The following is a 14,912-nucleotide window of genomic DNA, read 5'->3' as shown; positions in this document are numbered from 1 at the left end:
CTCGAGGAGTTCGGAACCTGCCGGGTGAATTCCGCATCGGGGTGCGGGTCGCAATAGGCGGAAAGTGAATATGCCCCATGTGCGGTCGCGTCGACGGAATTCCTCGGCATATCCGGGACGATCCCATGTGTCCGTGAATGCACGACAGCCCTGCGGCGTGACGCGGATCAGCGCGGCTCGTGGGCGGCCCGGCCAACCGACTCCACGAGCGGCAGCAGCCGGTGTGCCACGCGCTCGCGCAGTGCCATCTCCGTGCGCGTACGGACCACGCCCGGCAGATTGATCAGCCGCTGGATGACGTCCTCGAGATGGCCGTTGTCCCGGGCCACCACTCGGGTCAGCAGATCCCCGCCGCCCGTGATGGAGAACGCCTCGATGATCTCCGGCACCTTGGCCAGCGCGTCGCCGACCTCGTCCAGATGGCCCTGGGTGACCTCGATGTGGACGAACGCCAGGACCGGATGTCCCAGCGCGGCCGGAGCCAGGAACGGTCCGCTGCCGGTGATCACCCCGTCCCGCTCCAGGCGGTCGATGCGCGCCTGGAGGGTGCCCCGAGCGATCCCGAGGAGGCGTGCGTATTCACGCACGCTGGTGCGGGGCTGCTCGAGCAGCAGACGCAGGATGCGGGTGTCGAGCTCGTCTACGGCCATGGTCGGTCAGCCCCCTCCGGGCCGTTGCCTCCGGCCTGTGAAACGTGATCTTCACTGTACCAATGGCCCAGGTGGGGAGGGGACTGGTGTCCGGCCGGGTCCGGGACGATGCCTGGCGCGATGTCCGGGGCGGGTGTCCGGGTGCCGCATCCGGGTGGTCGCCGGGCCGCTCGTGGCAGTGTCCGTGCCCGGTCCAAGGAGGCCGGCTGCTCCGTTGGACCTCTCGATAGCGCGGATTCCCGGCTCCGACTGGGCCAATGGCACAGTCGGCAGCGCGGCTGTTGAGCCAGTGGGGGTGGAAGGGGCTATCCTTCGCTCATTCATGTAACTGCGGCGCCGCGTAGCGCCGGACGGCGACGAGGCCGGACCGGTCCGCGGCGCCTTCGTCGTGCCCGCCTGCCGACCGCCACCCGGACGGCCACGGGTGCGGCGCGTACCACCGCAAGGGGGCGGCGTACCGCCGTGAAGAGGATGTTCGTAGCGCCGGATCCGGGGCGCCTGAGACTGCGTAACGCGACCCGTGCCGTCATCGGGGTCTCCGCGGCCGTCGCCGTCTCCGTGCTCTGCGGGCTCTCCTTGACCGCATCGATCACCGGCGGACTCGCGGCCCTCCTCGCACTCTTCACCGTCACCGACGCGACCGTCCGTGACCAGCGGATCACCACCGCTCTGCTGCCCCTCGCCGGTTGCCCGGTGCTGGCGCTCGCGACCGCCCTGCACGGTATGGCGCCGGCCCGCGACATCACGTTCCTGGCCGTCGTCTTCTGCGGGGTCTACGCCCGGCGCTGGGGCCCGCGGGGGCACGCGCTGGGGATCTTCGGGTTCATGACCTTCTTCGTCGCCCAGTTCCTGCATGCCGTTCCCGCCCAGCTGCCGGCACTGTACGCGGCGATGGGACTCGCACTCGCCGCCGCCGGAACCACGCGCTTCGTCCTCTGGCCCATCGAACGGCGCGACCCTCCGCCGCCGTTCCCGCCCGCCCTGCCGGGTACCGGACTGGCCCGGACCACCACCCGGCAGGCCTTCCAGGCCACCGCTGCCTGCGCGTTCGCCCTGGCCGTCGGGCAGATGCTCTCCGAGGAGCGCTGGTACTGGGCCGTCGGCACCGCTTGGTGGATCTTCGTCAACACGGCCTCCCGCGGTGAGACCCTCGTCCGGGGCTTCCGCCGCGTTCTGGGGACCGTGGCCGGCATCGCCGTCGGTCTGCTCATCGCCATCCCGCTCCACGGCGCGCCCACCCCGACCGCGGCTCTGGCCGCCGTCTGTGTCTTCGGGATCTTCTACACCGCTGCCGTCTCGTACTCCTGGATGATGCTGGCGGTGACGGTCCTGGCCAGTCTGCTGTACGGCCTGCTGGGTGTGCTGGACCCCGGGCTGCTTGCGCTCCGGCTCGCGGAGACCGGGGTGGGGGCGTTCTGTGCCGCGCTCGCCGTGGTCCTCGTCCTGCCGGTCACCACACACGCCACGAACGACGCCTGGATCCACCGGGCACTGCACTGTGTGCACGCGGCAACGGCCGAGGCCACCGCCCGTCTCGCGGGCGACCCCACGGCCGACCCGGCCCCGCATGCCGCCGAACTGGAGCTGCTCCTCGGCCGGGCGCGAATGGCGATCGCTCCGCTGGTACACCCTCTGGCTCCCCTCCGTGCCAGGAAGGCCCGAGCGCGAAAGGTCATCGAACTGCTCGACGACTGTGCTCGCGAAGTACACGGGCTCGTATCGGTCGCGGCCGATCCGACCGCGTCGCACGACCTACGTCTCACCGCTGCCTGCTGGCGAGTCGAGGCGGCAGTGGCGGCACTCACCACGAGCGGGACGGCGCGGCACGGCCAGGTGGCACCGGCCACCCAGGAGACACCCCGGCGCGGGGAGGGTGAGCCGGCCCTCGCCCATCTGCACGGCCTGGAGAGGACCCTGTCGGAGCTGGCGACACCGCTCGGCGTCCCTCCGCGCACTCCGCTGGCTCGATTCTGACCCGTCCGGAACGACGCGGAGCACCCGGCTAGGCCGGGGCGCGCTGCGCGGCATCCACGGGCCGCGCTGTGCAGCCTCAGCGGGACGGGTTTCCGAAGCATCAGGGGGGTTTCGAACCGACCTGACCGCCTTGCTTCGAAGCCCTCCTCTGCCGGACCGGATACCGCCGGGCCGTGCGCGTTGGTGAACGATGCACATGCATTTGGCACTTGGAAGGTGGATCAGTCCCCGTATGGGGTAGTCCGGTCGTCATCCGTAATCAGATGTCCGCAAACCTTGATCGCGGGCGGTCGTCCATGGTCGGCTGTCCGGCATCGGGTTCTACCGTCCGTTGTCCGTCGCTCGCTGTCCGTTGCTCGCTGTCCGTCGTCCACCGTCCGTCGTCCGCTGTTCCGTTCAGGCCCGGAGGTGCCCACCATGCGGAAGTTCCTTCGTCGAGCCGCCACCCTCAATGACCGGCCACCGCGTGCCGCGTCCTCGGGCGGCAGCGCCCCGGCGGATCCCGGGGCCCCGCCCGGGCAGTGCCCCGTCCACCATGGAGCCTCCGTCCACAACGGAGCCCACGGACCGGGCGCGGCGCGTCATGGCGAGGCCGGGCGCGGCCTGGACGAACTGCGGCAGGAAGCGGAGGACTTCCTGCGGCTCTTCCATCGCGAGGAGCCGGCCGCTGGCGGCCCGGCCGCACTGGCCGACAGGATCTCCGTCGTAAGGGCCGAAATCGAGGCGACCGGCACCTACCGGCACACCACCGCCGAGCTCACCCATGGGGCACGTGTCGCCTGGCGGAACAGCAATCGGTGCATCGGCCGCCTCTACTGGCGCTCTTTAAGGGTCAGGGACCGGCGCGACGTCCACGACGCGGACACCATGGCCGCCGAGGCCGTCACCCATCTGCGTGAGGCCACCAACGGCGGTCGTATACGGCCCGTGATCACCGTCTTCGCCCCCGACGCCCCCGGTCGCCGCGGCCCCCGCATCTGGAACGAGCAGCTGGTGCGCTACGCCGGCTACACCGACGCGGGTGGCAGCGTCTGCACCGGCGATCCGCGCAACGCCGGGATCACCGCCTACGCCCAGCGGCTGGGCTGGCCCGGCGGCCCCGGCACCCCGTTCGACGTCCTGCCCCTCGTCGTCCAGGGCAGCGACGACAAGCCGCGCTGGTTCGAGCTGCCGGCCGACGCCGTACTCGAAGTCCCGCTGTCCCATCCCGACGCGGACTGGGCCGACGACCTCGGTCTGCGCTGGCACGCCGTACCCGCCATCGCCAACATGTGCCTGGAGATCGGCGGCATCTGCTATTCGGCCGCTCCCTTCAACGGCTGGTACATGGGCACCGAGATAGGCGCGCGTGACCTCGGCGACACCGACCGGTACCACCTGCTCCCGGCCGTCGCCGAACGGCTCGGCCTGGACACCTCCACCGACCGGACCCTCTGGAAGGACCGGGCGCTCGTCGAGCTCAACCGGGCCGTCCTGCACTCCTTCGACGAGGCCGGCGTGACGCTCGCCGACCATCACACCGAGTCCCTCCGCTTCCTCACCCACATCGACCGCGAGGACGAGAAGGGGCGCGAGGTGGGCGCCGACTGGTCCTGGATCGTGCCGCCCATGTCCGGCAGCGCCACCCCGGTCTTCCACCGCACGTACGACACCACGCAGCTGACGCCGACCTTCGTACACCACCCCGAGGCGCTGACGCGGGCCAAGGGAGGGGAGACGGAGCTGGTCTAGGGGGTTCTGATGGATCTCCGCGGCCTCCACGGAGATCCATCAGAAAACCCCCTAGTGCCGGCATGCCACGGGCCGTGGAACCCGCGGCAGAAGGGACACCGGCCGTATGCACGACGGGCCCGCGCCTGAGTGGCGCGGGCCCGTCGGACGGTCACGGCACTTCAGCGTGCCTGAGCCCCCTGAGACTGCACCTGGATGCCCACCGTGCTCGCGTACTGGGACAGCACCAGCCGGCCGATCGCCGGGTAGGCGCCCAGCGGCTCGGCGGCGGCGCAGCCCGCCTCCGCGGCCGCCGCGGCCAGCAGGCCCTCCGGCAGCTCGGGGCCGACCAGGTACGGAGCGAGCGCCAGCTGCCCCGAACCGGAAGCCCGCAGCTCATCGGCCGTGGCGGCGATCGCGCCCTCACGGTCCAGCGCGGCGGCCATCACCGGCACGGCGAGCCGGGCGGCCAGCAGCATCCCGGTTATCCCCGCCGCCTGGACGGCCTCGTCACCGCCGACCGTGGCCAGCACGATGCCGTCGGCGGCCGTCGCGACGGTGAACAGCCGTGCCCGGTCGGCGCGGGCGAGACCGGCCTCGGACAGCCTCACGTGCAGCGCCTCGGCGAGCAGCGGGTGGGGGCCGAGGACATCGGTCAGCTCCGCAGCAGTCCGGCTGTCCATGACCGCCTGGCGGATACGGCGGATCAGGGCGCTGTCGGGACCCGCGAGCAGCGGCACCACGACGGACGCGGGACCCTCCGGCTCGGCGACCTCCCGGCCGGCGGCCCGGGCCAGCTCATAGCGTTCGGTCCGCAGTGCGGCCGCCCCGGTGAGCACGCTCCCCAGCGTGGGGTACTCGGCGTCGTCGCCGTCGAGATAGCCGATGACGGCTTCGAGACCGGGCAGCTCGGAGCGGGCGATGCTGACGACCTCCTCAGCGAGACTGCGTATCGCGGAGGAAGGGGTGCCGGGCACCGCGAGGACGAGCGCGGGCGCGCCCTCGGGGGCCGCCACGGGCTCCGGGCGGCGGTGCCGCCCTGACTGGCGGGGTCGCGGCATTCGTACGGGGAGGCCTGCGGGCCCAGTGGGGGAGCTCATGGCGCCGCATGCTACTGGTTTTGCCGTCGTGCCTGTTCGGGGAGGGGGCAGTCGAGCGCTGTCTGTCCCGATTTACCCGATGGGTTCGCAAAAAGCTTCATGTCCGGTTGTGGAGCCGGTGGTTACGGGACGATGGTCACGCCGTCACATGGAGCAAGCGGGCATCCCCGGGCACGACCAGCCGGCCCGTGGCGAGAGCGGCAGCGACGGTCAGCGCACCGCTCAGCGGGTCGCCCGCCGCGGACACCGGCCGTGCATACGGGAGTTGTCGTGACAGCGTGGCCATGAGGGGTCGCAGCAACGGGTCCCCGATCTTGAACAGACCGCCGGTGAGGGCGATGTGGCATTCCCCGGCCGAGCCGGGCGGGCACACCGCGGCAGCGGCTTCCGCGATGTGCCCCGCGGCCTCGGTGAGGATGCTTCCGGCGACCGGGTCGTCCGCGGCGCAGGCGGCGACCCCGGGTGCGAAGGAGGCCAGCACCGCGGGCCGGTCGGAGCGCGGATAAAGCAGCCCTGGCAGCCGGTCCGCCGGGCCGAAAGTCTCCTCGAGCCGTGCCAGCAGCACCGGCGAACCGCCGCTGCGCCCGTCATGGGCGCGCAGGGCCGCCTCCAGTCCCGCACGCCCGATCCATGCCCCGCTCCCGCAGTCCCCGAGCAGATGCCCCCAGCCATCGGCGCGTCTCCAGGAAGCCATGTCGGTGCCCAGGGCGATCAGCCCGGTTCCCGCCGCGATCACGGCTCCCGGACGCTGCCCGAGTGCCCCGACATAGCCGGTCACCGCGTCGGCGGCGAGCGCCACGGTCCGCGTGCCGAGTTCCGACTTCAGCGCCGCGGGCAGGACTTCCCGCAGCTGGTCCCCGAGCGATGCCATGCTGGCCGCTCCGATCGCGACCGCGTCCGGGCGCGGTGCGCCGGCACGCGCCAGCAACGAGCGAGCCATCGGCAGCAGTCGTTCGAGCAGTTGTGCGGCGTCGATACCGGCGGGGCCGGTGCGGACGGGCTCCGGAGAGGACAGTGTCTGTCTGCTGCGCGGATCGCCGAAGGGCGCGAGCGCGACGCGCAGTCCCGAGCCGCCGGAATCGACACCGAGGGCCCACCCGGCCGCGTCGGTGCCATCCGTGGTCATCGCGCACTCCCTGTGCGTCCCCTGTGCGTCTTCATGGTCCGACTCCGGGAAGAGCGGAGGACTGACGGCGCCACACTATCCCGGGCCGGTCCGTAGCGGCTGTGGGAACGGCGCAGGCTCCGCGCGAACCGGGACACAGCGTCCGCCGCCGGTGCCGTCGCACGGGCGAGGTCGCCCACGACGGCAGCCGGATTCGAAAGCACACTCCCTGCACCAGTAGAGTGACGCGGCGTGGCAGCACGACGACCGTTGAACGAACTTGTCGAGCCCGGCTGGGCGGAAGCGCTGAGGCCGGTGGCCGAGCGCATCGCCGCGATGGGGGACTTCCTGCGCGCCGAGATCGCGGCAGGCCGTACCTATCTACCCGCGGGTCCCCATGTCCTGCGCGCCTTCCAGCAGCCCTTTGACGAGGTGCGGGTGCTGATCGTGGGTCAGGACCCCTATCCGACCCCGGGGATGGCCATCGGCCACAGCTTCGCGGTCGCGCCCGAGGTCCGGAACCTCCCGGGCAGCCTGGAGAACATCTTCCGCGAGCTGCATTCGGACCTGGGGCTTCCACGGCCGGCGAACGGTGATCTGACGCCTTGGACCCGGCAGGGTGTGCTGCTGCTGAACAGGGCACTGACCACGGCGCCCCGCAAGCCCGGGGCCCACCGAGGCAAGGGCTGGGAGGAAGTGACCGAGCAGGCCATCCGGGCGCTCGTCGCGCGCGGCAAGCCGCTGGTGTCGGTCCTGTGGGGGCGTGACGCCCGCAATCTCAGGCCGTTCCTAGGCAGCCTTCCGGCGATCGAGTCGGCTCATCCGTCCCCCATGTCGGCAGACCGGGGTTTCTTCGGTTCACGTCCCTTCAGCCGCACCAACGAGCTGCTTGCCGGACAAGGCGCCCAGCCGGTGGACTGGCGGCTGTCGTAGGGGTGCCGGCGGACGGCACGCCCCGCACCGCCGGCCCGGTCACCCCACCACCGCCGCCCGCACACACAGCACATCCGGCAGGTGCGAGGCGAGCAGCTGCCAGCTGTCCCCGTCGTCGGCGCTCGCGTACAGCTCTCCGTTCCGGTTGCCGAAATACACGCCCGCGGGGTCGGCACCATCGGTGCACATCGCGTCGCGCAGCACCGTGCCGTAGTGGTCGTCCTCGGGGAGCCCGGCGCTGAGGGGTTCCCAGCTCCCGCCCGCGTCGCTCGTGCGGTAGACCCGGCACCGGTGGCCGGCCGGGACACGATCCGCGTCGGCGTTGAGGGGAAAGACGTACGCCACGTCGGCGCGGTGCGGATGCGCGGTGACGGCGAAGCCGAAGTCGGACGGCAGGCCCGCGCCGATGTCGGTCCAGCTCCCGCCCGCGTTGTCGCTGCGGTACACGCCCCAGTGGTTCTGCAGATACAGCCGGTCGAGATCGCCGGCGTCCTGCGCGATCTTGTGGACGCACTGACCGAACTCGGGGTGCGGGTCGGGGAGGAAGACCGCGGAGACCCCCTCGTTGGAAGGGGCCCAGCCGGCGCCGCCGTCGAGGCTGCGGAAGACTCCGGCGGTCGAGACGGCGACCGTGACGGCGCCCGTGTCCCTCGGGTCGGTGATCACGGTGTGGACGGCCTCCCCGCCGCCGCCGGGCACCCATCGCGACCGCGTGGGATGCTCCCAGAGCGGGCGGACCAGCTCGAAGGTCTCACCGGCGTCGTCGGAGCGGAAGAGCGCCGCGGGCTCGGTCCCGGCATACACGACGTCGGGGGCCGCGGGGCCCGACGGGTGCAGCTGCCAGACGCGCTCCAGGGAGGCGCCGGTGTCCTTGGGGAACTTGATGGCGGGCTTGGCCGGCTCCTCCCAGGTCGCGCCCAGGTCGTCGGAGTGGAACACCGACGGGCCCCAGTGCAAGCTGTCGGCCCCCGCGAGCAGCCGGGGGACCGGCCGACGGGTGTCGATCCCGATCGAGTACACGGCCTGCGCGGTGAAGTGCGGGCCGTCGAACTCCCACCCGCCGCCGCGCCTGCGGCCGAGGAAGAGCCCCTTGCGGGTGCCCACAGCAAGCAGCACATCGTTCATCGCCGAACCTCCATGACGCCGTTGTCGCGGATACGGGCAAGTCTGCACCCGACCACCGACAACGTCCCCTGCCGTGTGCGTCGCCGCAGCTCAGGACGGCCGTGCGGCGGGAACGGACCCGTACCCACCCCCTCGCCCCCTGCGTCATCCCGACGGCTTCCTGACGGCTTCCAGGACGGCGCGCGCGATCGGGCCGGAGCTGGTCTGCTGGGCGGGGGCGACGCGCCCGATGACGGGAGGGATCCACATGACTGTTTGCCGACTCGCAAAGGCCGTCGCCGCGGGCGGCCCTCAGACCGGCCCGCCACCGCGCCACGCGCCCACCGACGTTGGACACACTGCTCGCTTCCGTGTACGAAGGGCTGCGGACGGCCCGAGGACCGGGTCGCGACGACCACTTCGACCATCTCGAGGCGGACCTGATCCATGACCACATCACGGGACCTGATGATCGTCACCATGGACGTGGCGTCCAGCCGCCCTGTGGAGCAGGGTGACCTGTCGCTCGCGCTCGCCGGAGCCGAGGTGATCGACCTTCTGGAAGCCCAGGCGGTCACGCTGGACGGCGACCGCATCGTGCCCGGCTACCCGCCCACCATCGCCGATCCCCTGCTGGACCGGGCCGCGTCGTCCCTCGTACGCGAAGCACCGTACGAGTCGGTGGGCGACTGGCTCTGGCGCCGGGGCCGCGGCCTGTCCGCGGCCTATCTGTCGGCCCTCGAGAAGGAGGGGCTGCTCGGGCGGAAGCGCCACGGGCTTTCCTTCCGGAGCGGACGCGTCGAGCTCACCGATTCGTCGGAGCGCCGGGAGGCGGCCGGCCGCTGGGCGTCGGACGAGCCCGTGCTGACCGCACTCGCGTCGGCCGTCGGGATCCAGGGCGGCGGCGCCTGGGAGGAAACCGCCGAACCCTCGGACCGCGACGGCGCCGACGGGAGTCCCGGCGATGCCCCGGGCGTGGGTGACGACGCCGTGGACGCCGTGCTCGCCGCTGTCCACGGCGCGCTGGTGGAACTGCAGGCCATGCGGCAGCAACGTGCCATCGAGCAGGCCGCCTTCGACAACATCTGGCGAGGCGAGTGAGCAACGGCCCCGCCCTGCGGAGCCGTTGCTCCCGGGGCGGGGCCGTTGTTCCGCAGAGCGAAGGGCCGGCTCGTAGGGCGGGCCGTCGCTCAGGACCGGTGGTACTGATCCGGCACCCGGACCTCGCCGCCGAGTTCGCGCGCGGCGTGACGGGCCCAGGAGGGATTGCGCAGGAGTTCACGGCCGAGGAGGACCGCATCGGCCTCACCGTTGGCGACGATCTTCTCGGCCTGGGCGGGCTCGGTGATGAGGCCGACGGCCGCGACCGGGAGGCCGGTCTCGTTCCTGACGCGGGCCGCGAAGGGCACCTGGTAGCCGGGGCGAACGGGGATCTGCACGCCCGAGGCGTTGCCGCCGCTGGAGACGTCGAGGAGGTCCACGCCGTGCTCCTTGAGGAGTGCGGCGAAGCGGACGGTGTCGTCGGCGGTCCAGCCCTCATCGCCGAGCCAGTCGGTGGCGGAGACGCGGAAGAACAGAGGCAGTTCCGCGGGCCAGACGGCGCGGACCGCGTCGACGACCTCGAGCGGGAAGCGGGTGCGGTCGGCGAAGGAGCCGCCGTAGGCGTCGGTGCGCCTGTTGGAATGGGGGGAGAGGAACTCGCCGATCAGGTAGCCGTGGGCGCCGTGGATCTCGGCGACCTCGAAGCCGGCGTCGAGCGCGCGGCGCGCCGCGTCGGCGAACCGGCCCACGAGGCCCCGGATGTCAGCGGTGGTCAGCTCGGTGGGCACCGGGTGCCGGTCGTCGAACGGGACGGGGCTCGGGGCGAGGGGCCGCCAGCCGTGCGCATCGGCGCCGACGGGGGCGCCGCCCTTCCACGGGCGGTCGGTCGAGGCTTTGCGGCCGGCATGGGCGAGCTGGACCGCGGGGACGGTGCCCTGGGACTTGAGGAAGCCGGTGATGCGTCGGAAGGCCTCGACCTGGGTGTCGTTCCAGAGGCCGAGGTCGTAGGGGGTGATGCGGCCCTCGGGACTGACCGCGGTGGCTTCGACGACGACCAGCCCGGTGCCACCGGCGGCCCGGGCCGCGTAGTGCGCGAAGTGCCAGTCGGTCGGGATGCCGGCGTCCGGGCCGGCCGGGGCGGCGCTGTACTGGCACATCGGCGGCATCCATACCCGGTTGGGGACGGTCAGCGACCGAAGGGTGTACGGCTCGAACAGTGCGCTCACGGCGGACTCCATTTCACGGTGGTGCCGAAGCCGGCACTAATACGATAGGCATCGTAGTACGAGAAGCGTCAAACTACGATGCGTATCGCTCAGGCGGTCCGTCGTGACGAGTGAGAAGGCGGTGGGGTGCGGCAGGGTGTCAGTCGCCGCTGCCCCCGCAGCCGAATTCCGGGTCGCGGGCCAGGTCGGCCCCGTCGAGCTTGGCGGTGAGAGTCGTCAGCCGCTCCTGGAGGTCGCCGATCTCGGCCAGGGTGAGCCCGGTGGCCGCGGCGATCCGGTACGGCACGAGTGCCGCCTGCTCGCGAAGGGCCAGGCCCTTGGCGGTCGGGCGCACGGTCACGGAGCGCTCGTCCTCGGTGCTGCGGCGGCGCTCTACGCAGTCGGCCGCCTCGAGTCGCTTCAGCAGCGGGGAAAGGGTCCCCGAGTCCAGGCGCAGTCGGGACCCGATCGTCTTGACCGGCTGCTCGCCGTGCTCCCAGAGCACCAGCATCACCAAGTACTGCGGGTAGGTGAGGCCGAGGTCCTTGAGGATCGCCCGGTAGACCCCGTTGAACGCGCGGGAGGCCGCGTGCAGGGAGAAGCAGATCTGGCGGTCGAGGCGGAGGATCTCCGCGTCCCGCGGGGTGTCGGGTGTGGTCGTCATGGCCTCAGGATACCTAGCCAGCGAACAACCTAGTTGTGCACAACTGAATTGTGTGATGTAGTGATGGTCATCCGGGGTCCACCGACCAGGGGCCCGGCCCGACGACAGAGGGATGATCTCCATGAACGCGCTGTACACCGCAGTTGCCACCGCCAACGGTCGCGATGGCCGTGCGGTCAGCTCCGACGGCCGTCTCGACCTGCCGCTGGCCATGCCCCCCGCGCTCGGAGGCAACGGTGAGGGCACCAACCCGGAGCAGCTCTTCGCGGCCGGGTATGCGGCGTGCTTCTCGAGCGCCCTCGGTCTCGTCGGCCGTCAGGCGAAGGTCGACACCAGCGAGATCTCGGTGACCGCCGAGGTCGGCATAGGCAAGGACGAGGCGGACGGCGGTTTCGGTCTCGCGGTGGTGCTGCGTGTCGAGCTGCCCGAGGCCCTCGAGGGCGAGACCGGCGAGCTGCTGGTCAAGCAGGCCCACCAGGTCTGCCCGTACTCCAAGGCGACCCGCGGGAACATCGAGGTCCAGCTCGTCGTGGAGTAGTCCGGCGAGTGACGGGAGCCCCCTGGTGCGAGGGGCGGTCGTCCACGGCGGTGCGGTGCCTTTCCCCCGAGGGCGCCGCACCGCCGAGCCGTGTTTTCGGTGGGCCTTGAGCGACGTCCGAATGACGACGAGCCTCGTACAATGTCTGCGTCCCGGACCTCTGCACCCGGAAGGGGAGTGCCGCTGTGAACACCGCGACCAGCGCCCGTGCGCTCGCGCACCCCGTGCGCGATGAGATCCGCCTGGAGGCCGTGCTCCACGCCCTTTCCGACCCGATGCGGCTGCGGGTGGTGAGTGAACTGGCGACGGCGCCCGACGAGTTGTCCTGTTCGCACTTCGAGCTGCCCATCACCAAGTCGACGAGCACCCACCACTTCCGCGTGCTGCGCGAGAGCGGGGTGATCCGGCAGATCTACCGCGGCACGGCGAAGATGAACGGTCTGCGCCGCGATGATCTGAACGCCCTCTTCCCGGGGCTTCTGGACAGCGTTCTCGCCGCGGCCGCACGTGAGGCGGGGCGCCTCGGCGCGGGCTGACCGGGGTCACCCGGGCGCCTCCCCGGCCCCCGGCCCGCCCGCACGCCGTCCGTCGGTCTCACACCGCCTGGCTTGAAGCTCCGGCGCCCGCATCCGATGCCGTCGTCCCACCGCCCAGCGCGGCCGCCAGCAGCCCCTGCCAGTCGGCAATCTTCACCGAACGCCGCCCCAGGGACCGGCCGAGCGCCGCCTCGGCGTCCTCGATGGCCAGCCACCCCGGCCATTCGACGGGCTCATGGCCCCATTGCCGCAGCACGTCGAGCGGTTCACCGGCCAGGGGACGCTCCGAAAGTACGTCCGCGTCCGCGAGCAGCGAGGCCACCGTCTCCTTCGCGCAGGGCCTGTTGGTACCGATCACTCCGGTGGGACCCCGCTTGATCCACCCCGCGACATACTCGCCGGGCGACGCCGTGCCCTCGCGCTGCACACGCCCCGCCTGGTGCGGGACCGTTCCGTGCGCCTGGTCGAAGGGCAGGCCTTCGAGCGGCACACCGCGGTAGCCGACCGCCCGCAGCACCAGTTGTGCCTCGACGTCCTCGTACGTCCCCGTGCCCCGCACCCCGCCCGTGCCGTCCGGCACCGTCCGCTCGAAACGCACCCCGGCGACCCGTCCGTCCCCGCCCGCGAGCAGCTCCACCGGTCGCAGGAAGAACCGGAGCCGGATGCACCGCGCGGGGCCGGGTGCCGCTGCGGCGGATGCCCAGCCGCGGATGACGTCGACGTTGCGCCGGTTCACCGCCGGAAGCGCGGAAGGGTCCGCATACCCGGGGTCGGGCTCGAGGTCCGAGGGCTCGACGTGCACCGCGACCCCGGGCAGCGCGCCGAGCTCCCTCAACTCCTTGGTCGTGAACTTCGCCTGCGAAGGCCCCCGTCTGCCGACCATGTGCACCTCGCGCACCCCGCTGCCGGCCAGTGCGTCGAGCGCGGCACGCGGCACATCGGTCGGATACAGGTCGTCCGCCCCGCGCGCCAGGATCCTCGTGACATCGACGGCGACGTTTCCGACGCCGATCACCACGGCCGAACGCGCACTGCCCAGCGCGAAGCCATTGCCCGCAGAGTCGGGGTGGGCGCTGTACCAGGACACGAAGTCGGTGGCCGAGCGACTGCCGGGCAGGTCCTCACCCGGCACTCCCAGCGCGCGGTCACGTGCCGCCCCGACGCAGTAGACGACGGCGTGGTAGAGCTCGAGCAGTCGGGAGGGCAACAGCCCCCGGGTGCCCACCTCGACATTGCCGATGAAGCCGATCCGTTCGTCCTCCAGGACCGTGCGCAGGTTGTTCTGGAGGGACTTGATCTTCTCGTGGTCGGGTGCGACTCCGTATCTCACCAGTCCGTAAGGGCAGGGGAGACGGTCGAGTACGTCCACATGGACGTCCGGGACCTGGGATTGCTGGACGAGGGCCTGAGCGGTGTACACCCCGCTCGGGCCAGAACCGACGACGGCGACACGAAGCACGGCTGCGCTCCTTCCCGCAGGGGTGATTCCAGCATGGCACCGGGAGGGGCAGCCGGGGAGGGTCACATTGCGCGCATACGGCTGATCTCTGCGGTCTGCTGGGCGATCACATCGTTGGCCATCTCTTCCACCTGGACGTTCTTGCCCTTGGACAGCACACCGACCGCCATGGTGACCGCGCCCTCGTGATGGGTGATCATCAACTTGAGGAAGAGCTTGTCGAACGCGGTGCCCCGGGCATCACGCAGCTGCGCCAGTTGTTCCGCGGTGGCCATGCCCGGCATCGAGCCGTGCTCGTGGCCATGGGCGCCATGACCGCTGCCGTTTCCGCCCTCTTTGCCGTTGGTCTTGAGCCAGGCCTGCATGGCGCCGATCTCCGGCTGCTGGGCAGCGGCGATCCGCTCGGCAAGCCGCTTCACCCCGGCGCTGTCCGCGCGGTCCGGCGCCAAGGCGGTCATCTCGAGCGCCTGGCGGTGATGGACGACCATCATCTCGGCGTACGAGAGATCCGCGGCGTTGGGGCTGTTGTCCGGCGCGGCCTTTCTGGCCTCGTCGGCCGACAGCGTCCTGGCCGGTTCGCCCGGTCTGCCCGGCGCGACCACGGTCACGCCGTCGTCGCTCCCCGCCTTCGCATGCCCCTCGGATGCCGACTCGCAGCCGCTGAGGGCGAGGAGGGCGGCCACCAGAGCCGCCGCCGTGACGGCGGGGCTGGTGAATAAGCGGGTTTCACGGGACAGCGGCACGGCAACCTCCTGCGGTTCGCGGCTCGTCGGTGCCGTTCTGAGCACATTCGCGCGGCCGAATGATCAGAATCCTGCACGACGGCTCATTTTTGACTCTATTGGAGTGGACCTTGAAAGGGATACTGCCGGAGGTCCGCAATCCGTTCAACT

At 71.5% G+C, this 14,912-nt stretch carries 14 protein-coding genes; 6 read left to right on the top strand and 8 right to left on the bottom strand.

What is annotated here, in order from left to right; genetic code table 11:
• Positions 1 to 167: 167 nt before the first annotated feature.
• Positions 168 to 650 (bottom strand): Lrp/AsnC family transcriptional regulator, encoded by a 483-nt coding sequence (locus ACTWOL_RS03030; RefSeq protein WP_474294017.1) that lies wholly within the window; start codon positions 648 to 650, stop codon positions 168 to 170.
• Between the two features lie 471 nt (positions 651 to 1,121).
• Here ACTWOL_RS03030 and ACTWOL_RS03025 point away from each other — a divergent pair, with 471 nt between their 5' ends.
• Entirely contained in the window at positions 1,122 to 2,624 is a 1,503-nt protein-coding gene (locus ACTWOL_RS03025) for an FUSC family protein (RefSeq protein WP_474294015.1), read from the top strand.
• A gap of 417 nt (positions 2,625 to 3,041) precedes the next feature.
• Positions 3,042 to 4,355 (top strand): nitric oxide synthase oxygenase, encoded by a 1,314-nt coding sequence (locus ACTWOL_RS03020; protein ID WP_474294013.1) that lies wholly within the window; start codon positions 3,042 to 3,044, stop codon positions 4,353 to 4,355.
• Between the two features lie 161 nt (positions 4,356 to 4,516).
• Here the strand turns inward: ACTWOL_RS03020 and ACTWOL_RS03015 are convergent, their stop codons facing one another.
• Complete coding sequence (locus ACTWOL_RS03015) at positions 4,517 to 5,434, bottom strand: sirohydrochlorin chelatase (protein WP_474294011.1); 918 nt, start codon at positions 5,432 to 5,434, stop codon at positions 4,517 to 4,519.
• 136 nt (positions 5,435 to 5,570) lie between these two features.
• Positions 5,571 to 6,560, bottom strand: a complete 990-nt coding sequence (locus ACTWOL_RS03010; RefSeq protein WP_474294009.1) for an N-acetylglucosamine kinase — start codon at positions 6,558 to 6,560, stop codon at positions 5,571 to 5,573.
• Positions 6,561 to 6,791: 231 nt separating this feature from the next.
• Here ACTWOL_RS03010 and ACTWOL_RS03005 point away from each other — a divergent pair, with 231 nt between their 5' ends.
• Positions 6,792 to 7,472: a uracil-DNA glycosylase gene (locus tag ACTWOL_RS03005; RefSeq protein ID WP_474294007.1), complete on the top strand. Its 681-nt coding sequence runs from the start codon at positions 6,792 to 6,794 to the stop codon at positions 7,470 to 7,472.
• A gap of 39 nt (positions 7,473 to 7,511) precedes the next feature.
• On the opposite strand, the gene ACTWOL_RS03000 is transcribed toward ACTWOL_RS03005, so the two are convergent.
• The gene (locus ACTWOL_RS03000; protein WP_474294005.1) at positions 7,512 to 8,597 is read right to left on the bottom strand and encodes a WD40/YVTN/BNR-like repeat-containing protein; all 1,086 of its coding nucleotides are present in this window, start codon (positions 8,595 to 8,597) and stop codon (positions 7,512 to 7,514) included.
• A 426-nt stretch (positions 8,598 to 9,023) separates the two neighbouring features.
• Here ACTWOL_RS03000 and ACTWOL_RS02995 point away from each other — a divergent pair, with 426 nt between their 5' ends.
• Positions 9,024 to 9,677, top strand: a complete 654-nt coding sequence (locus ACTWOL_RS02995) for a GOLPH3/VPS74 family protein (RefSeq protein WP_474294003.1) — start codon at positions 9,024 to 9,026, stop codon at positions 9,675 to 9,677.
• 89 nt (positions 9,678 to 9,766) lie between these two features.
• Here the strand turns inward: ACTWOL_RS02995 and ACTWOL_RS02990 are convergent, their stop codons facing one another.
• Positions 9,767 to 10,843, bottom strand: coding sequence for an NADH:flavin oxidoreductase/NADH oxidase (locus ACTWOL_RS02990; RefSeq protein WP_474294001.1), 1,077 nt, complete (start codon positions 10,841 to 10,843; stop codon positions 9,767 to 9,769).
• A gap of 139 nt (positions 10,844 to 10,982) precedes the next feature.
• A complete protein-coding gene (locus ACTWOL_RS02985) occupies positions 10,983 to 11,486 on the bottom strand; it encodes a MarR family winged helix-turn-helix transcriptional regulator (RefSeq protein ID WP_474293999.1) in 504 nt (167 codons plus the stop codon).
• 121 nt (positions 11,487 to 11,607) lie between these two features.
• Between ACTWOL_RS02985 and ACTWOL_RS02980 the strand changes: the two genes are divergently transcribed.
• Entirely contained in the window at positions 11,608 to 12,024 is a 417-nt protein-coding gene (locus ACTWOL_RS02980; protein WP_474293997.1) for an organic hydroperoxide resistance protein, read from the top strand.
• Between the two features lie 185 nt (positions 12,025 to 12,209).
• Positions 12,210 to 12,560 carry an ArsR/SmtB family transcription factor gene (locus ACTWOL_RS02975; protein WP_474293995.1) on the top strand — a complete coding sequence of 117 codons (351 nt, stop codon included), beginning with the start codon at positions 12,210 to 12,212 and terminating at the stop codon, positions 12,558 to 12,560.
• A 58-nt stretch (positions 12,561 to 12,618) separates the two neighbouring features.
• Here the strand turns inward: ACTWOL_RS02975 and ACTWOL_RS02970 are convergent, their stop codons facing one another.
• The gene (locus ACTWOL_RS02970) at positions 12,619 to 14,019 is read right to left on the bottom strand and encodes an FAD-dependent oxidoreductase (RefSeq protein ID WP_474293993.1); all 1,401 of its coding nucleotides are present in this window, start codon (positions 14,017 to 14,019) and stop codon (positions 12,619 to 12,621) included.
• Between the two features lie 62 nt (positions 14,020 to 14,081).
• Positions 14,082 to 14,762 (bottom strand): DUF305 domain-containing protein, encoded by a 681-nt coding sequence (locus ACTWOL_RS02965; RefSeq protein WP_474293991.1) that lies wholly within the window; start codon positions 14,760 to 14,762, stop codon positions 14,082 to 14,084.
• Between the last annotated feature and the right edge of the window lie 150 nt (positions 14,763 to 14,912).

This window comes from Micromonospora sp. IBHARD003, assembly GCF_056106285.1.
Note: the sequence above shows the minus strand (reverse complement) of the source record. Positions and strands in the feature narration are given on the sequence as shown.